The 17,610-nt window shown below is 69.1% G+C and carries 15 protein-coding genes and 1 tRNA gene; 8 read left to right on the forward strand and 8 right to left on the reverse strand.

Going from position 1 to position 17,610, the window contains the following annotated elements:
- The first annotated feature begins 80 nt into the window (after window positions 1–80).
- Window positions 81–1,460, forward strand: a complete 1,380-nt coding sequence (locus tag ABZX11_RS02255; protein WP_354909069.1) for a hypothetical protein — start codon at window positions 81–83, stop codon at window positions 1,458–1,460.
- Between the two features lie 53 nt (window positions 1,461–1,513).
- On the opposite strand, the gene ABZX11_RS02260 is transcribed toward ABZX11_RS02255, so the two are convergent.
- Window positions 1,514–1,584: transfer RNA gene (locus ABZX11_RS02260), tRNA-Gly, on the reverse strand.
- A 110-nt stretch (window positions 1,585–1,694) separates the two neighbouring features.
- Here ABZX11_RS02260 and ABZX11_RS02265 point away from each other — a divergent pair.
- Together ABZX11_RS02265 and dcd are read left to right on the forward strand one after the other, a co-directional pair.
- On the forward strand, window positions 1,695–2,888 hold the full coding sequence (locus ABZX11_RS02265) for an oxygenase MpaB family protein (protein WP_354909071.1): 1,194 nt from the start codon (window positions 1,695–1,697) through the stop codon (window positions 2,886–2,888).
- Window positions 2,889–2,957: 69 nt separating this feature from the next.
- The gene (gene dcd / locus ABZX11_RS02270) at window positions 2,958–3,551 is read left to right on the forward strand and encodes a dCTP deaminase (RefSeq protein ID WP_354909074.1); all 594 of its coding nucleotides are present in this window, start codon (window positions 2,958–2,960) and stop codon (window positions 3,549–3,551) included.
- Here the strand turns inward: dcd and ABZX11_RS02275 are convergent.
- Window positions 3,541–4,734, reverse strand: coding sequence for an FAD-dependent monooxygenase (locus ABZX11_RS02275; protein WP_354909076.1), 1,194 nt, complete (start codon window positions 4,732–4,734; stop codon window positions 3,541–3,543). The genes dcd and ABZX11_RS02275 overlap by 11 nt on opposite strands.
- Before the next feature lie 73 nt (window positions 4,735–4,807).
- Here ABZX11_RS02275 and ABZX11_RS02280 point away from each other — a divergent pair, with 73 nt between their 5' ends.
- The 3 genes from ABZX11_RS02280 to ABZX11_RS02290 all read left to right on the forward strand — a co-directional run bounded on the left by ABZX11_RS02280 (window position 4,808) and on the right by ABZX11_RS02290 (window position 10,739).
- Entirely contained in the window at window positions 4,808–5,278 is a 471-nt protein-coding gene (locus ABZX11_RS02280; protein WP_176174005.1) for a MarR family transcriptional regulator, read from the forward strand.
- 69 nt (window positions 5,279–5,347) lie between these two features.
- On the forward strand, window positions 5,348–9,892 hold the full coding sequence (locus ABZX11_RS02285; RefSeq protein ID WP_354909079.1) for a hypothetical protein: 4,545 nt from the start codon (window positions 5,348–5,350) through the stop codon (window positions 9,890–9,892).
- A gap of 145 nt (window positions 9,893–10,037) precedes the next feature.
- Complete coding sequence (locus ABZX11_RS02290; RefSeq protein ID WP_354909082.1) at window positions 10,038–10,739, forward strand: CAP domain-containing protein; 702 nt, start codon at window positions 10,038–10,040, stop codon at window positions 10,737–10,739.
- Here ABZX11_RS02290 and ABZX11_RS02295 read toward each other — a convergent pair.
- The 3 genes from ABZX11_RS02295 to ABZX11_RS02305 all read right to left on the reverse strand — a co-directional run bounded on the left by ABZX11_RS02295 (window position 10,736) and on the right by ABZX11_RS02305 (window position 14,729).
- Window positions 10,736–11,749, reverse strand: a complete 1,014-nt coding sequence (locus ABZX11_RS02295) for a cation diffusion facilitator family transporter (RefSeq protein WP_354909084.1) — start codon at window positions 11,747–11,749, stop codon at window positions 10,736–10,738. The genes ABZX11_RS02290 and ABZX11_RS02295 overlap by 4 nt on opposite strands.
- Before the next feature lie 17 nt (window positions 11,750–11,766).
- A complete protein-coding gene (locus ABZX11_RS02300) occupies window positions 11,767–12,198 on the reverse strand; it encodes a DUF742 domain-containing protein (protein WP_176174008.1) in 432 nt (143 codons plus the stop codon).
- A gap of 317 nt (window positions 12,199–12,515) precedes the next feature.
- Window positions 12,516–14,729 carry a (Fe-S)-binding protein gene (locus ABZX11_RS02305; RefSeq protein WP_176174009.1) on the reverse strand — a complete coding sequence of 738 codons (2,214 nt, stop codon included), beginning with the start codon at window positions 14,727–14,729 and terminating at the stop codon, window positions 12,516–12,518.
- 156 nt (window positions 14,730–14,885) lie between these two features.
- Between ABZX11_RS02305 and ABZX11_RS02310 the strand changes: the two genes are divergently transcribed.
- Window positions 14,886–15,446, forward strand: coding sequence for a TetR family transcriptional regulator (locus ABZX11_RS02310; protein ID WP_176178057.1), 561 nt, complete (start codon window positions 14,886–14,888; stop codon window positions 15,444–15,446).
- 21 nt (window positions 15,447–15,467) lie between these two features.
- A complete protein-coding gene (locus tag ABZX11_RS02315; RefSeq protein ID WP_354909087.1) occupies window positions 15,468–15,905 on the forward strand; it encodes a GNAT family N-acetyltransferase in 438 nt (145 codons plus the stop codon).
- Here ABZX11_RS02315 and ABZX11_RS02320 read toward each other — a convergent pair.
- The 3 genes from ABZX11_RS02320 to ABZX11_RS02330 form a co-directional block, all read right to left on the reverse strand.
- Entirely contained in the window at window positions 15,902–16,060 is a 159-nt protein-coding gene (locus tag ABZX11_RS02320) for a DUF397 domain-containing protein (RefSeq protein ID WP_013230878.1), read from the reverse strand. The two genes, ABZX11_RS02315 and ABZX11_RS02320, sit on opposite strands and share 4 nt — an antisense overlap.
- Before the next feature lies 1 nt (window position 16,061).
- Complete coding sequence (locus ABZX11_RS02325) at window positions 16,062–16,901, reverse strand: helix-turn-helix transcriptional regulator (protein WP_354909090.1); 840 nt, start codon at window positions 16,899–16,901, stop codon at window positions 16,062–16,064.
- An 80-nt stretch (window positions 16,902–16,981) separates the two neighbouring features.
- A complete protein-coding gene (locus ABZX11_RS02330) occupies window positions 16,982–17,515 on the reverse strand; it encodes a YbhB/YbcL family Raf kinase inhibitor-like protein (RefSeq protein WP_354909093.1) in 534 nt (177 codons plus the stop codon).
- Between the last annotated feature and the right edge of the window lie 95 nt (window positions 17,516–17,610).

Genomic DNA, 17,610 nt, shown 5'->3' on the forward strand with positions numbered 1-17,610 from the left:
TTCCGCGGCAGCGGCGTTGACATACCCAGGTTCGGCTGGCGGATCGCGGCGCCTGCAACTGCTCTATGATCTTGAGGCTGGTGAAAGGTGGCGAGGCCGAACGCAAGGGCGAGGGGTTTGTGATGCGGCGAGAAAAGGTGGATGACTCAGCGCGCGGTGGCAGCGCTGATCGAGACGTCTCGTCCGGGAGTGAACGCCGTCGGTCCCGTGCCGGTGCTGTCGGCGGGCTCGGTGCCACGGTCATCGCGACATCCGTGACGGGTTATGTTCTGCTCCTGCTGGCCGGTAAACACCTCAGTCCCGTCGAAAACGCGGTGTTTCTGGGGTTTTGGGGATTGCTGATGGGCGTTGGCAGCGCTCTTTCGCCGGTGGAGCAGGAGTTGTCCCGGCAAACCGCGATGGCTGCGGCGCAAGGGCACCGACCGGATTCGGGTGCTGCCCGGACCTTCGCGGTGACTCAGACCGTGGCGATCGCGGTGGCTGCCGTCCTGGCGGTGCCGGCGGTGAACGCGCAGCTGTTCGATCAGCACCGGGAACTGGCGTTGGTCGCCGGATGCGGCATTGTGGCGTTTCCGGCGTTGTACGCGATACGGGGATTGTTCGTCGGCGCCGGGCAGAACGGGCGCTACTCGGCGATCCTGCTGGCCGAGGCCGCTGCCCGCCTGGTGCTGTTCGCCGGTTTCGTCGTGGCCGGCGTCAGCGGGCTGACCTGGTTGGCGATCGCGGTGGCCGCCGGCTCGTGTGCGTGGCTGCCGTTCGCTTTCCGGGTGCGCCGCCTGGTCGAGCGGAGGCCGGCGAGCGAGCCGTGGGGCGCGCTGTGGCGGCGGATGCTGGGGTTGGTCCTCAGCGCGGCGTTGACCGCAAGCGTGCTGACCGGCTACCCGGCCGTGGTGAAGCTCGTCGCGCCGCGCGGGAGCGAGGACGCGCTGGGCGGGTTGTTCCTCGCTGTGTCCCTGCTGCGGTCTCCCCTGTTGCTGGTGCTGGCACCGGTCCAGACTCTGGCGGTCCCAACCGTCGTGCGGGTGCTGCAGCTACCCGACGGCGCACGCCGGTTGCGGCGGTTCGCCGCTTTGGGTGCAGCGGGAACGCTGGCCGCCGGTCTGGTCGTGGCCGCGGTCGCGTATGTGGTGGGACCGTGGGTGTTCCACCTGCTGTACCGGGACAAGTTCGCGGTGTCGGCGTGGACGATGGCCGGCCTCGGGTGGTCGGGAACGGCGCTGGCGGCCACGATGCTGACGGTGGCCGTGCTGGTCGCGCGCAAGCAAACCGGCCGGGTCGTCACGGTGTGGGGGGTCGTGGCCGGGTTGAGCTTGCTGGTCTTGTTGCTGGCGCCGGGCGGGATCCTGCTTCGCGCGGTACTGGGAGCCACGGTCGCACCGACGGCCGGGCTGGCGGTCGCGTTGACCATGGTGGCGCGAATCCGTGACGAGGCCGTCGATAACCGAATAGTCCGGCGCTAAGACAAGCAAAAGGGGTTTCTCCCGAGTCGGGAAATACCCCTTTTGCTGCTGAGAGCGGATGACGGGAATCGAACCCGCGTATTCAGCTTGGGAAGCTGATGTTCTACCATTGAACTACATCCGCAGTGCGTCGCTAGCATACACGGCGTGGTGATCCCCTTGTCCAGGACCCTCCCTCCTTGACTTGAGCGCGTCATGTGACAACACTCGTTGTCGACCCTGGAGGTGGCTGGCATGGACGAGCCCGAGCTGTTCCGGCAAGGCGGGTTCCGGCTGGCCCAGCGGCTGTTCATCGAGGGTGACATCCGAGGTGACGAACGCCAGATCGCGCGCGTCCGTGAGTTTGCCCAACTCCAGGACAAGCTCGCCGACGACGTTGTCGCCTGGATGGTGCAGCAGCCCAGCGGGCAGGGGCGCGCCCTCTTCGAAGCGGCGTTGCAGGGTCGGGGCCAGGCGACCGGGCCGCTCAAGGACTTCTTCGACCAGGTCGATGCCAAGCCCTATTGGGTTGATGACGAACGGCTCGAGCGGGGTGCGAAAGCCATCACGCGGGCCGGGCTGCTCGGCCTGTTCCCGCTCGGTGACATGTCGCTCATGGGCGGCTACCTCGCTTCGCGCGCCACGAAAGCGCTGGTCGGGACCGGTGAGATCGAACACAAGGCCACCCGGCGGCTCGTCGAGACCGCCGCTTGGTGGATCGATGTCACCACGCCCGGTGCGCTCAAGCACGGCGGCAAGGGTTACGCCTCCGCGCTGCGGATCCGGCTCGTGCACGCCCACGTGCGGGCCGCCATGAACCGGCGGGAGGACTGGGACTACGCCGCCTGGGATCGGCCCGTCAACCAGGTGCAGACCGCCGGGACTCTTCTGCTCTTCTCGCTCGTCTACGTCTTCGGGACGCAGCTGCTCGGCCTGCGCTACTCCGCCCGCGAGCGCGGGGACATCCTGCACCTCTGGCGGTACATCGGCTGGCTCATGGGCGTCGACGACGAGCTGCTGCCCACCTCCGAAGAGGACGCCTGGCGGCTTCTCTGGCTGCTCGCCGCCACCGAGTTCATCCCCGACGACGACTCGAAACGGCTGGCCAAGGCGCTGATCGAGGCCAATGCCGCCGTTGGCGAGGGGCGTGGGGCCGTCGGGAAGGTGCTCTCGCACGTCTCCGTCGCCGTGCACTCCTCCATCAGCCGGCTCGTGCTCGGGAAGACCAACGCCGACTTCCTCGGGCTGCCGAACGATCCCGTGGCGCAGGCCGCGATCGTGGCCGTGGCCGGGGTCAACTTCGCCGCCGAGACCGTTCGGCGGTTGATCCCCGGGGCCACCGCGCTGCAGGAACGGATCGGGCGGGCCGGGCGCCGCGGGTACGTCAAGCGGCTCGAGAAGATCTTCGCGCCCGATACCACCTACGCGCAGCACATGCGGGCCGCCTAGTTTAGTGAGCTTTAGCTCTGCGCAGCGTGGAGATTGGCTCATGTCTAGATGTGCCTATACGCTGCTGCCGTGTTGCTCAGTGACCGTGACCTCCGCAAAGAGCTCGACTCAGGCCGGCTCGGGGTCGAGCCCTTCGACCCGGCCATGGTCCAGCCATCCAGTATTGACGTGCGGCTTGATCGCTACTTCCGTGTCTTTGACAACAGCAAGTACACGCACATTGACCCACAGTTGCAACAAGATGAGCTGACTTCGCTCGTCGAGAAGAAGGGCGAGGATCCCTTCGTTCTGCACCCGGGTGAGTTTGTGCTTGCGTCGACGAGTGAGGTCATCACTCTCGCAGATGATCTAGCAGGCAGGCTTGAAGGTAAGTCTTCGCTTGGTCGTCTGGGGTTGCTGACTCATTCAACGGCCGGGTTCATCGACCCTGGGTTCTCTGGTCACATCACGCTGGAGCTGTCCAACGTCGCCAACCTTCCGATTACTCTCTGGCCAGGCATGAAGATAGGTCAACTTTGCATCTTCAGGCTGTACAGCGCAGCTGAGTTCCCGTACGGGTCGACTGAGGCTGGCTCGCGGTACCAGGGGCAGCGGGGGCCAACCCCAAGTCGTGCGTACAAGAACTTTGTTCGTGCCGAGACGTGGGAAAAGATCACCGACTAACTTTCTCGTCCCAGTCGATGTGGTGGTTCCACATGAAGCCGTTCGGGTCCTCGTCGAACGGCTTCGAGAACGCCCGCTTGATGAAGAAGTCGCGGACCACCCGCCCGACCGGGCCGATCACCTTGTCGTCGCCGTTGCGCTTGCCCGCCGCGACCACCGCTTCGACGCGCTCGCGGCGCAGGCTCTCGTATGCGGCCAGCGCCTGCTCGAGGTCCGGCACGTCACGGAGGCATTTGCCCAGCGTGACGGCGTCTTCGATGGCCATCGAAGCGCCCTGGCCCGCCGCCGGTGACGTCGCGTGGGCCGCGTCGCCGATGATCACCATGCGGCCGCGGTGCCAGACCGGGACCGTCGGGAAGTCGTACGTCGGCCACGCCGGGTAGATCTTCCGGGTCGCGCGGATGATCTCGGTGGCCGGCGTCCGGTCGCGGGCCACCAGGCCCAGCAGCTCCTTCCGGAAGTCTTCCCCGCTCAGCGCCCTCAGCTCGGCCGCGGACGGCTCGGTCTTGCGGGCCGGGTTCGCGAACCACCAGACGCGGCCGTCCGGGCTGACGACGTGGCAGAAGAACACGCGCTTGCCGAACACCATGTTCAGCACGCCCGGCTCGTCGGGCAGGTCGAGCCCTTCGGCGAACCCGCCGGTGTTCAGCAGCCGGACGTACCGCGGCGACGGCGCGTCCGGGTCGATGATCGTGCGGACCCGCGAGCGGAGGCCGTCGGCGCCGATCAGGAGGTCGCCCTCGGCGTGCGAACCGTCCGCGAATTCCGCTCTGACCTGCGTTTTCGTCTGGCTCGCGCCGGTCAGGCGCTTGCCATACTCGACGCGGATGCCGCGCCGGACGGCCTCGTCCCGCAACGCGACGTAGAGGTCGGAGCGCAGGACGGTCTGGCTCACCGTGCCGTCCGCGAGGGCGCCGCCCAGGGGGAATTCGGCGAGCCGCGTGCCGTTGCCGAGGCCGATCGACATCCGCGGCGAGTCGAAGCCGACGCCGCGGACGACGTCCTTCAACCCCAGCGGGAGCAGGGCGTCGAGGCCGTTGACGGCCAGCGTGAGGAACGCGCCGACGCCCTCGGAGTCGCGCTCGTACGCCTCGAAGACCACTGGCTCGTGCCCGGCTTCGTGCAGGGCGATGGCCGTGATCGTGCCCGCGACGCCGCCCCCGATGATCAGTGCCCGTGTCATGTCGTTCGTCCCCTCGAATGTCTTAGAAACTAATTCGTTCTGTCGAACTAAAGAGTGGGCTAGGCTGGTCGCCGTGTCAAGCGAGCGAACGGAACTCGTCGAAGAAGTCCTGCTCAGGTCGCGGGAGTTGTCGACGGAGACGGTCATGTTCCACACCGCGATCTCCGAGACCCGGGGGCTGTCGGCGGTGGAGAGCAAGGTCCTGGACTACCTCGCGCGCTTCGGCGCTCAGACGCCGAAGGACCTCGCGCGGCTGTCGGGGCTCGCGCCGGCGTCGGTGACGGCGATGATCGACCGGCTGGAACGCAAGGGCATCGTCAACCGCGAGCCGCACCCGGACGACCGGCGCAAGGTCCTCATCGCCCTCGACCTGCAGTCCATCGCGAGCGGCGTGCATCTGTGGGACCACCTGGTCAAGGGCATGTACGAGCTCTGCGCCCGCTACACCGACGACGAACTCCGGACGATCATCGGGTTCACCCGGGCCGCCACCGCGCTCACCCACGAGTCGACGGCGAAGCTGACCGAGTCCACGAAAGAGTGAGTTTGAAGGCGTAGAACCGGGTCCCGTGCCACGCTCCCAAGGTCGTCTCGGCCCTGGAGGTGGCGAGGAGTGCCGTTGCCCGAAAGACCGCTTCGCCCGATTTTCGTGCTGGCACTGGTCTTCCTGGCCTCGGCGCTCGTGCCGGCGGCAGGCGCGGCCGCCGCCCCGGCATTCGCGGTCGGCTACGACGACGTGGTCTACGGCGACTTCGTCTACGCGGGCAACGGCGTCCTGCGCTGCCCGGTCGCCGCCGACGGCGCGGCGACCGCCGGGACGGTTGCGACCCCGGCGGCGTGCGCGAACACCGCCGACCGCAAGGACACCCTGGCCAACGACGACTTCTTCATGCAGTGGGCCGACGTCGACGCCGACCCGGCCACGTTCGACTCGGCGAGCGCGTCGGTGGGCGTTCCACCGGGAGCGCGGGTCGTCTTCGCCCGGCTGAACTGGGCCGGCAGCCTGACGTGCGGCCCTGGGGCGGTCGCGCCGCCCGGGACGCCCGCGAAGCAGAACGTCCGGCTGAAGGTCGGCAGCGCGCCAGCCGTGGACGTCGCCCCGTCCGGGTACGCCGAGGACGGCGGGTACTACTCGGCGCACACCGACGTCACCAGCCGGTTCGTCGGTGTCCCCGCGCTGTTCGACGTGACGGTCGGGAACGTCTGGGCGCCGAAAGGCTTCGACTGCGTGGGCGGCTGGTCGATCGCGCTCGTCTACGCCTACCCGGAGCGCAACGCGGACTACGCGCCGAACAAGCGCAAGGTGGTCGTCTACGACGGCCACGTCCACCAGACCGCCGGCGCCCCGGCGACCGAAACGACGATCACCGGCTTCCGAGCGACGGCCGCCGACGCCCACCTCGGCGCCACGGCCTACGACGGCGACTGGGGCGCGTCCGGCGACCAGTTCCTGGTCGACGGCACCCCGGCCGCCGAGCCCGCGACCGGCGGCACGTCGAACTTCTTCGTCTCCAACGCCGACAACGCCGCGGCACCGGGTGCGAAGAACAACTTCAGCGTGGACGCGAAGGCGTTCAACGTCGACAGCATCCCCGCCGGCGCGACGAGCACGAAGCTCGGCATCGTCACCAGCGGCGACGCGATCCTCGCGCAGAACCTGGCGTTTTCGGTGCCGGTGCCCGAGCTGCAGATCGCCGTGCGCGCGACCCAGCCGAAGGTGCACGCGGGCGAGCCGGTGACGTTCGCCGTCGTCGTGACCAACCCGGGCGCCGTCCCGGCCTCCGAAGTCGAGGTCGCCGACGAGGCCGTCCCGGAGTGCGCCAAACCGCTCGGCACGCTCGCCTCGCGCCAGACGGTCAGCTACACGTGCACCGGAACCGCCCCGCCCGACGACTTCACGAACACGGTGAAGGCGACCGGCACGACGACGCTCGGCGACGCCCTCGACGGTGTAGCCAGCGCGCACGTCGACGTCCTGCACCCGGCGCTGGGCATGACGAAGACAGCCGACCGGCCCGCGTACCGCGCCGGCGACGACGCGACCTTCACCATCAAGGTCACGAACACCGGCGACACGGGCCTCTCCGCCCTCCAGGTCGCCGACCCGAAGACACCGTCGTGCACGCTGGCCGGAGCACTCGCGCCGGGCGAAAGCCGCACGACGACGTGCACGGCGAAGGCCCCGATCGCCGACGGCGTCAACACCGCGAGCGCCCAGGCCACCGACGAGCTCGGCAAGCAGGTCACGGCGACGGCCGCCGCACCGGCGCCGACGATCGCGCCCGCGGTCGAGATCACCAAGACCGCGGACCCGCCGGTGGTCCACGCCGGGGACGCCGTCACCTGGACGGTCGCGGTGCGCAACACCGGCGACAGCCCGCTGGCCCCGGTCGAGGTCACCGACGACACGACGACGGCGTGCTCCCGCACGTTCGCCGGCCTGGCCGCAGGCGCGACGCAGACGTATACGTGCACGGCCAACCCGCCGCGCACCACGACGTCCCGGGTGACGGCGGCCGGAACCGACCTGTCCGGCCGGCCCGTGACGGCCGCCGCGTCGGCGACGGTCACGGTGCTCACCCCGGCCCTGACGCTGACCGCGGAGGCCGCGCCCGCCATCGCCCGCGCCGGCGACCCGGTCACGTTCACGATGACGGTCGCCAACGCCGGCGACGCCCCGCTGACCGACGTGACGGTGGCCGACGACCTCCCGGCGTGCGCCAAAGCGATCGGCGCGCTGGCCCCGGGCGGGACGGCGACGTACACGTGCACCGCGCCGGCCCGACCGGACGACTTCGCCACCACGGCCACGGCCACCGGCACGGACCAGCTCGGCCGCACGGTGAAGGTCACCGACGACGCGGCGGTGGACGTGATCCACCCGGCGGTCAGCCTGGCTGTCCGCGCGACGCCGGCCGCGGTCCGCGAGGGCGACACGGTGACCTGGACGATCACCGCGGCCAACACGGGCGACGTGCCGTTGACCGAGGTCGCGGTCACGGACGACCGGCTGCCGTCGTGTGCGAAGCGGTTCGGCGCGCTCCAGCCGCAGGCGCAGCAGGAGTACACGTGCACGACGGTCGCGGGCCCGGCGGGGTTCGCGAACAAGCCGACGGTGACGGGCACCGATCCGACCGCCCGCCCGGTCTCGGCGGCGGCCGAGGCGGGGTTTGCGGTCCAGCACCCGGCGGTCGCGCTGACAGCCGAGGTGACGGGAGGCCCGTTCCGCGAGGGCGACAAGGTGCCGTTCCGGATCACGGTCCGCAACACCGGCGACGTACCGCTGGCCGGACTCCGGGTCACGGACGCGCAGGCCGCGGGCGGCCGCGCGCTCGGCGGGCGGGCTGCCGCCCCGCTGGGTACCGGCGTGCCCGCCAGCGCTCAACCCGGCCTCGGCAGCCAGGCCACCGCCCAGCCGGCGGAGCCCCCAGGCAGCGAGTCACACGCCAACCGCCCGCGAACCACGGACCAAGCCACCGGGTGCACGCAAGCCCTCGACGGCGCCCTCGCTCCCGGCGCCACCCGGGACTTCGCCTGCACCACCACCGCCCCGGCCGACGACGTCACCCGCAGCTTCCGGATTTCCGCCACTCCGCCCGTCGGCCCTGACGTCACCGCCGGCTCCACCACCGCCGTCGATGTCATCCATCCCGCCGTGGCGGTCGCCAGGACCGTCGACCCCGCCGTCGTGCACCCGCACGACACCGTGACCTCGACCATCACCGTCACCAACACCGGCGACAGCCCGCTCCAGGACGTCACCGTCGCCGACGAGCGAGCGCGGGACTGCACCAAGACCCTCGGCCGGCTCGAACCGCAGGCCAAGCAGACCTACAGCTGCACCCAAGCCGCCGGGGAAGACGACTTCGCCGCCGTTGTGCTGGCCACCGGAACCGACGCCACGAACCGTCCGGTGACCGCCACGGCCCAGGCTGCCGTCGACGTCATCCATCCCGCGATCACCGTCACCGACGACGCCGCACCCGCGCGCGTCCGGCCCGGTGACACCGTCACCTTCACCCTCGTCGTCGCGAACACCGGCGATGTCCCGCTGACCGACGTGTCCCTTGTGGACAGTCGGACGCCGGCGTGCGCTCAGTCCATCGGCACCCTCCTTCCCGGCGCCCGGCAGCGCCACTCCTGCAAGGTAGACGCCGGCACCGACAATTTCGTGAGCTCGGCAACCGCAACTGGCACCGATCCGGTGAAACGCCAGGTCAGCGCAACCGACGACGCCTCGTACACCGTCCTGCACCCCGCCCTCCGGCTCACCCAGGACATCCACGGCGGCCCCTTCCGCGCCGGCGACACCGTCACCGCCACGCTCACCGTCACCAACACCGGCGACGTCCCCCTGACCGCCGTCGACGTCCGAAGCGGCTCCTGCGCCAAGACCTTCGACCAGCTCGAAGCCGGTGCCACGCAGAAGTTCGACTGCACCACAACGGCACCGGCCGAGGACAAGGCGAGCACGGCAAAGGTGACGGCCACCCCTCCGATCGGCCCACCGGTGACCGCGCAGGACGAAGACGAGATCGACGTCATCCACCCGGCCGTCAAGCTCACCGCCGACGCGAAACCCCGGACGGTCCGCGCCGGCGACGACGTCACCTTCACCGTCACCGTGACCAACACCGGTGACGTCCCGCTGACCGCGGTGTCCGTTGTGGACGAACAAACGACCTGCGCGAACAAGCTCGGCACCGTGGCCGCCGGAGCGGTGCGTACCTACACCTGCACCCGCAAAGCGCCCGGCGACGACTTCACGCAAACCCTGGACGTCACCGGAATTGACCCGACCGGTCGCACCGTGCAATCGGCCGGTGACGCAAAAGTCGACATCGTCCACCCCGAGATCGCCGTGATGAAAGACGCGGCTCCCTACGAAGTCCGCGAAGGCGGCACCGTCACCTTTTCCATCCTGGTCAAGAACACCGGTGACGTCCCGCTCGCCGACGTGCGGGTCGTCGACGACCACACGCCCGCCTGCGCGCACACCGCGCCCGAGCTGGCCGTCGATGCGGAAATCTCGTACACCTGCACAACCGTCGCCGGAAAAGTTGGCTTCACGAGCAAAGCAACGGCCACCGGTCAAGACCCGACCCGTCGTCCGGTGAGCGCCTCCGGTGAGTCGACGTTCGTCGTCCGAATGGGCTGAATGGAGTAACGGGGAAGCGTCCGATTGCCTCGAAATCCCTACCCGTCACCGACGGGAAATGTGACCAGTGCGTTCGTAGGGTTCTCGCCGTAATTGTTCCGTGATACGTTCCTGCGCCGTGTCCCCCATTGGTGAACGTGCTCACGTGGTGATGGTGTCACTCAGTGTGCTGCTCGGCGTTTTTTCCGCCGCGGCCGGCACCTGGATGGCCACCGCCGAAGGAAACACCGCCGAGCTCGGCGCCGCGGCGCTGGTCCTGCCGAACGCGCCCGCCGGCGCCGGCAGCGGCAGCGGAACCGACCTCGCCGGCGGCCAGGTCCAGACCACCACCCCCGGTCGGCCCGGCACGCAGACGACCTCCGCCGCCCCGACGACGTCGAGCGCGGCTCCCGCGACGACCGAGACGTCCGCGAGCCCGCAGCCGTCGACGTCCGCGGCCCCGCCGCCGACCAGCACCAAGCCCGCGGCCCGGGTCGCGCCGTCCACGACCGCGCAGGTCATCTCCCTGGTCAACGACGAGCGTGCCAAGGCGGGCTGCGAGCCGCTGACCGAGGAATCGCACGTCACCAAGGCCGCGCAGGACTTCAGCGATAAGATGTCGGACGAGAACTTCTTCTCCCACACCAGTCCCGACGGCACGACGTTCGACCAGCGCATCAAGCAGGCCGGCTACCCGAAGCCGGGCGCGGAGAACATCGCGCGCGGGCAGACGTCCGCGGCGCAGGTCATGGACTCCTGGATGAACTCCGAAGGCCACCGCGCCAACATCCTGAACTGCTCGCTCAAGAAGATCGGCGTCGGCCTCACCACCGACGGCTGGTACTGGGTCCAGGACTTCGGGTACTAAGAAGGCCTGTTCCACCGCTCCGCGATGTCGCCGTACCGCGCCAGCACCGTGGCCCGCAGCTCGGGATCCGACCGCGGCACCGGCTCGATGAACACCTCGGTGACGTCGTGGAACGACTCCGTCAGCTCCGACGCGAGCCGCACGCAGGCGCGCTCGAGGTCCGCGGCGCCGAGCGAGTCGTCGAAGTCCACGCGGGTGCAGACCAGCACCTGGTCGGTGCCCATCAGCATGGTCTGCAGGTCCACGACGGCCTCGATCTCCGGGGCGCCGACGAGGTGCTCGCGGATCGCGCGGACCAGCCGCGGGTGGGCCTGCCGTCCGACGAGCAGGCCGCGGTTGGTCCGGCCGAGCAGGTAGGCCACGCAGGCGAGCAGCAGGCCGATGGCGATCGACGCGACGCCGTCCCAGACCTCCGAGCCGGTGAGCTGGTGCAGCCCGATGCCGCCGAAGGCCAGCAGCAGGCCGATCAGCGCGGCCGAGTCCTCGAACAGGACGGTCTTGGGTGTCGGGTCGTCGATCAGCCGCAGGTACGTGAACAGCGGCTGGTCCTCGGCCTTCGACTCGCGGACGACCTGGCGCACGGCCTGGATCCACGACGTCCCTTCGAGCAGGAACGCCACGGCCAGCACGATGTAGCTGAGCAGCGACGTGCTCTGCGCCTCGCCGTGCCCGAACAGCGTCGAGATGCCCTCGTACAGTGCGAACATCGCGCCCGAGGCGAAGATCGAGACGGCGGCGAGCAGCGACCAGAAGTACCGCTCCTTGCCGTAGCCGAAGGGGTGGACGCGGTCGGCCGGGCGTTCCGAGCGTTTCAACGCCGTCAGCAGCAGGACTTCGGTGATCGTGTCGGCCACCGAGTGCGCTGCTTCGGACAGCATCGCGCCCGAGCCGGTGATGATGCCCGCGATCAGCTTCATCACCGCGATCGCCAGGTTCACCCCACCGGCGAGCAGGACGGTCAGGGTGCTTTCGCCACCGGAGCTACCGGAGTTCGCGGGTTCCTCGCTCACCTTGGTGAGCGTAGTGCTCAGAGGCGGCGCAGGCCGTGCAGAACGCGTTCCATGAGTGCCATCGCCGGACGGCCGTCGGCGCCGGTGCGGCTGTCGTGGATGGTGACCAGGCCCTGTTCGGCCATGTCGTCGAGCAGCACGCGCACGACGCCGAGCGGGACGCTCAGCGTGGCCGCGACCTCGGCGACCGAACGCGGGTGCAGGCACAGCGAGTGCACCGAGCGGAACTCACCGGTCAGCCGGGCGCCGTCCCAGTGCGCGCCGGCCCGCGTCGAGACCATGGCTTCGATGGCCAGGTGCCGCCGCGACTGCGTGCGGCCGCGGGTGAGGACGTACGGGCGCACCAGCGTGCGTTGGATGGGGACGTAGTCGGCGCTGGGCCGGGTGTCTTCCGGTAGGGGTTGGAGAGCGTGTCGCCCGGTCGTGGTGGTCCGCCGGTCGTCGGCCATCCGTGCCGCCCCCTGTTTCTGTGATCGTCAAAGGTGCCTCGCTGGCGTCGGCGGCGGCGAGGAAAGGCCAGGATACGCCGCATGTCCAGGGTTCTGGCTGTTGTTTCTCCTTAACCTGATGGGCCATTTCGGTGATTATCATGAACTTTTTTCAGGAAAACGATTACTGAAGGAAAATCCCAGCTCGTGGGCGTGCGGGACAGGACAAACTTGTGACAACGGGTAGTGGAATGGCTACGAAATCCAGAAAGTTTCGATCACGGAAAACGGCCCCGGTCAGGGGTGCTGACCGGGGCCGTGCGTTCTCCGGAAATGTGTCACTCCTCCGCGAGTGACGGCGCTCCGAGCGCGATCGGCTTCGGTTCCGGCTTGCGCTTGACCGCTTCCAGCAGCATCTGCGCGACGTCGACGATCTCGACCTTTTCGCTCGCCGAGCCGTCGCTCTGCCGTGCGGTGAGGCCGTCGTTCAGCATCACCTTGCAGAACGGGCAGCCGGTGGCGATCTTCGACGGCGCGGTGCCGAGCGCCTCGTCGACGCGCTCGATGTTGATCCGCTTGCCGATCTTCTCTTCCATCCACATCCGCGCGCCGCCGGCACCGCAGCACATCGACTTGTCGCCGTGCCGCGGCATCTCGCGCAGCCGTGCGCCGGTCGCGCCGACCAGCTCGCGCGGGGCCTCGTAGACCTTGTTGTGGCGGCCGAGGTAGCACGGGTCGTGGTAGGTGACGTCCTCGGCGACCGGCGCCACCGGCACCAGCTGCTTCTCCCGCACCAGGCGGTTCAGCAGCTGCGTGTGGTGCACGACGTCGAACTGGCCACCCAGCTCCGGGTACTCGTTGGCGAGGGTGTTGAAGCAGTGCGCACAGGTCACGACGACCTTGCGGGCCTTGCGCTCGCGGCCTTCGAACACCGAGTTCAGGATCTCGACGTTCTGCTGCGCCAGCATCTGGAACAGGAACTCATTGCCGGCGCGGCGAGCCGGGTCACCGGTGCAGGACTCCTCCGAGCCGAGCACGGTGTACTTGACGCCCGCCATGTGCAGCAGCTCCGCGACCGCGCGGGTCGTCTTCTTCGCACGGTCCTCGAACGCGCCCGCGCAGCCGACCCAGAACAGGTACTCCGTGTCGCCGAGCTCGCCGTCGAACACCGGGACCTCGAAGTCCAGGTCCTCGGTCCAGGCCAGCCGGTCCTTGGCGTTCTGGCCCCACGGGTTGCCCTTGTTCTCCAGATTCTTGAACATGCCGTTCAGCTCGCTGGGGAACGACGACTCGATCATCACCTGGTAGCGGCGCATGTCCACGATGTGGTCGACGTGCTCGATGTCGACCGGGCACTGCTCGACGCACGCGCCGCAGCTGGTGCAGGACCACAGGACGTCGGGGTCGATGACGCCGCCGTCGTCTCCGACCAGCGCCTTCTGCGACTCGGCGATCGCGAGGACGTCGATCCCGGCGTACATGTTGTCCCCGGACAGGCCGATCTCGTCCCCGGCCATGTCGCGCTTGCCGCCGGCCAGCAGGTACGGCGCCTTCGCGTAGGCGTGGTCACGCAGCTGCGTGATGACCAGCTTCGGCGACAGCGGCTTGCCCGTGTTCCACGCGGGACACTGCTCCTGGCAGCGGCCGCACTCGGTGCACGTGGAGAAGTCCAGCCAGCCCTTCCAGCTGAAGTCCTCGATCTTGCCGACGCCGAAGGTGTCCTCGTCCGGGTCGGCTTCCTCGAGGTCGAGGACCTTGCCGCCGCTCATCATCGGCTTGAGCGCGCCGAGGGCGACGCCGCCGTCGGCCTCGCGCTTGAAGTAGATGTTGAAGAACGCGCTGAAGCGGTGCCACGCGATGCCCATGGTCATCGTCCGCGCGACGACGATCAGCCAGACGGTGGCGCTCATCAGCTTGACGAACGCGAAGATCGTCACCAGGTTCGGGCTGGCCGGCAGCAGCTGGCCGATCGGGTTCGAGACGAAGGACGCCCACAGCGGCCCCTCGTGCGTGTTCAGCGCGGACTTCGCGGCCCGGACGCCGATGATGCCGATGCCCTCGATCAGGACGACGGCCTCGATGAAGTACGCCCACTTGAAGTTGGAGCCGGCGAAGCGCGACTGGCGGTCGGCGCGGCGCGGGTGGTTGCGCTGCCGGATCGCCATCAGCACCAGGATGCCGACGATCGTGCCGAGCCCGAGCAGCTCCATGAGCAGCTGGAACGGCGGGAAGTCGTCGAGGATCGGCCAGCCCCAGGTCGGGACGAAGACCTCGCCGTAGGCCTCGAACAGGGCGAGCGAGCCCAGCAGGAAGCCCCACATGACCAGCCAGTGCGCGGGGCCGACGCTGCGCTTGCGGTTCATCCGCGTGTGCGCGGCGAACTCCTTGATCAGCGTCTTCATGCGCGGCATGAAGGGGCCGTTGCGCGTCGAGTCGGGCTGCCCGAGGCGGATCACCCGCACGAAACGGGCGATCGTCGCGGCGAACATGCCCCAGGCGACGAGGCCGAGCACGACGGAGATCCCGCCGAGCGTCAGTTGGAGAGCGCCCATCGTTCGGGTGCCTTTCGTCCGGGAAAAACTGTGGTGGTGCCGGGAGACTAACCGTCCTTACTGATGAGTAACCCGTTGAGTGGCCCTAAGTCCCACCGATGTGGTGTACGTCGCTCTTTGTTTTGGGACGATCGTTCAGGTAGTTTTCACCCTATGGTGAAGCTCCAAGTCGACGGCCGGAAGGCGCGCGGCGAGAAGCGGCGCACCGAGCTCATCGAGGCCACGCTGCGGATCATCGAGCGCGACGGCGTCGCCGGCGTCACCCACCGGACGGTCGCGGCCGAGGCCGGAGTACCCACGACGTCGACGACCTACCACTTCTCTTCGCTGGACGACCTCCTGGTCGCGACGCTGATCTCGTGCGCACGCGACATGGCGACCGAGGTCTACTGGATGATCGACCGGGCCCGTTCCCGCGGGTCACGTGGCGCCGAGGAGGTCGCGGCCCTGCTCGCCGAGGCGCTCGGGCCGCGGCGCGGGCGCACGATGGCGGAGTACGAGCTGTACCTCCTGGCCGCGCGCAAGCCCGAGCTGCGCCCCGCCGCCCGGCGCTGGCTGGACGTCCTGACCTCGATGGTCCGCCACGACGACGAGGTGGCCTTCCGGGTCTTCCTCGCGGGTATCGACGGGCTGCTCATCCAGGGCCTGATCGACGACGGGCCGCCGTCGGCCGATGAGCTGCGGCCGGTGGTGGACTACCTGCTGAAACCCCGTTGACCCCTCCCTTAGTTTCGGATCATGCGCACATTCGGTGACTACGAACTCGACGACGATCGCGCCCGGCTGGACCTCGACGTGGTGTGGAAGTTCCTCTCCACCGAGGCCTACTGGGGCCGCTGGCGCACGCGTGAGCAGGTCGAAGCCGCGATCGCCGGCTCGTGGCGGGTCGTCGGCGCCTACCGCGGCGGCTCGATGGTCGGCTTCGCCCGCGCGTTCTCCGACGGCGTCTCCTCGGCCTACCTCGCCGACGTCTTCGTCGTCGACTCCGCCCGCGGCAGCGGTCTCGGCAAGGAGATCGTCCGCGAGATGATCGACAACGGGCCCGGCGCGCAGTTCCGCTGGATGCTCCACACCGCCGACGCGCACGGCCTGTACCGCCAGTTCGGCTTCGCCGAGCACACCCGGGGGCACTACCTCGAGCGCGAAGGGCCCCACGCGGCGAACTTCGTCGGCTAACGCAGGTCGGTGAGGAGGGCGTCCCACGATCGGGTGGTGATTTCGAGGGTTCCGCCCGGGCGGTCCTTCGTGTCGCGGATCCGCACCACCTGGGCGAGCGCCACTTCCACGCAATCGGCCTCTTGGCCGCTGTAGGTCGACTTCCGCCAGGTCACGTCAGGCCTCCAGTTCGGCGATCACCCCCTCGATGAACGCGCGGGATTCGTCCACGTCCAAGGCGAGGGATGTCACGGTCTTCGCGGCCGACTTGTAGTCCGCCACCTGCTCCTCATCGTAGATGTAGGCGCTCCCGCGATGCTGGTCCAAGAAGACGATCGAGGGCAGGTCGGAGTACTGCAGTACGGCGAAGGAACCGTTGAGGCCGGGGTGGAAATCGCCGCCGGACGGCACCACGCGGACCGCCAGCCGCCGCGGAAGATCGAGGAGGTGGCGCAGCTGGTCGGTGAGGGTCTCGGTGCCGCCGATCCGCTGCCGGAGCGCGACCTCGCCGAGCAGGAACGAGCAGTCCGGCGCACGGTACTCGCGCATGGCCGCCTGCCGGACCATGCGCACCCGCAGGCGCTGCTCGACGAGCTGCGCGGGAGAACCGCCGTAGGACAGGATGGTCCGGGCGTAGTCGGGCGTCTGCAGCAGGCCGTGCACCAGCATCGGCTGCCAGCTGAAGATCGCGGCGGCGGTGCGCTCGTACTCGGCCAGGGTCGTGAGGATCGCCGGCGCGTCCGGCATCTCCTTCTCGGCCCAGTTCGGCTCACGCGCGGTGCGAGTCAGCTCGAACAGCCTGTCCCGCTCCTCGCCGAGCACCCGCAGCTGCCCGAGCAGGAGCGCGACCTCCTCGATCTTGGGCACGCGCAGGCCGAGCTCCCAATTGGACAGTTCCGCCGCGTGCACGCCGGTGGCGCGGGCCAGTTCGCGCAGCCCGTACCCGCGCGCCTTCCGTGCCTTCCGCAGTCCGAACCCCAGCGCTCTGGACCGGGGAGTCGCTATCGGTGGTGACATGAGCGCAGTGTGTCATCGGGGTCCGACAAAAACGGGCCCGGCTCCGTTGCCGATCGGCAACAGCGCCGGGCCCGGAAACCTCAGCCCTTGTTCTCGTAGACCGGGGTGAGCACGGCGCGGGCCAGCGTGTGCCCGAACATGTTGAAGCCGAGGAGCGCCGGCGTCGCGTCCTCCGGCACCTCCAGCTTGTCCACGTCGAGGGCGTGCACGGCGAAGTAGTAGCGGTGCGGGCCGTGCCCGGGCGGCGGCGCGGCGCCGAGGAACTGCTTGACGCCGCCGTCACCCTTCAACGTCACCGCGCCTTCGGGGAGGCCGGAGCCGTCGCCCGCGCCGGAGGCCAGTTCGGTCACGGACGCCGGCACGTTGAACACCGCCCAGTGCCAGAAGCCGCTGCCGGTCGGGGCGTCCGGGTCGTAGCAGGTGATCGCGAAGCTCTTCGTCTCCGCCGGGAAGCCCTCCCACGCCAGGTGCGGCGAACGGTCATCGCCACCGGCGCCGAAGATGCCGGACAAATGGGGCGTGGCCAGGGTTTCGCCGTCGGCGACGTCGTTGCTGCGCAGGGTGAACGACGGCACTTCGGGCAGGGACTCGTACGGACCGGGTGCTTGCGGCATGGATCCTCCTGATCACGGAACTGCCGGACTCAACGTCAGGTTAGGCCCAGAGCGCCGCCCCTGCGTCTCAGGGAGGGATCTCAGGGTCTTTCGGG

This window comes from Amycolatopsis sp. NPDC004169 (assembly GCF_040610315.1).
Taxonomy (GTDB): Bacteria; Actinomycetota; Actinomycetes; order Mycobacteriales; family Pseudonocardiaceae; genus Amycolatopsis.

Coding starts and splice junctions, on each gene's coding strand:
- ABZX11_RS02275 (WP_354909076.1), bottom strand. CDS start 4,734: ATGACACGGGCACTGATCATCGGGGGCGGCGTCGCGGGCACGATCACG.
- ABZX11_RS02315 (WP_354909087.1), top strand. CDS start 15,468: ATGCGCACATTCGGTGACTACGAACTCGACGACGATCGCGCCCGGCTG.
- ABZX11_RS02325 (WP_354909090.1), bottom strand. CDS start 16,901: ATGTCACCACCGATAGCGACTCCCCGGTCCAGAGCGCTGGGGTTCGGA.
- ABZX11_RS02300 (WP_176174008.1), bottom strand. CDS start 12,198: ATGGCCGACGACCGGCGGACCACCACGACCGGGCGACACGCTCTCCAA.
- ABZX11_RS02265 (WP_354909071.1), top strand. CDS start 1,695: ATGGACGAGCCCGAGCTGTTCCGGCAAGGCGGGTTCCGGCTGGCCCAG.
- ABZX11_RS02305 (WP_176174009.1), bottom strand. CDS start 14,729: ATGGGCGCTCTCCAACTGACGCTCGGCGGGATCTCCGTCGTGCTCGGC.
- ABZX11_RS02330 (WP_354909093.1), bottom strand. CDS start 17,515: ATGCCGCAAGCACCCGGTCCGTACGAGTCCCTGCCCGAAGTGCCGTCG.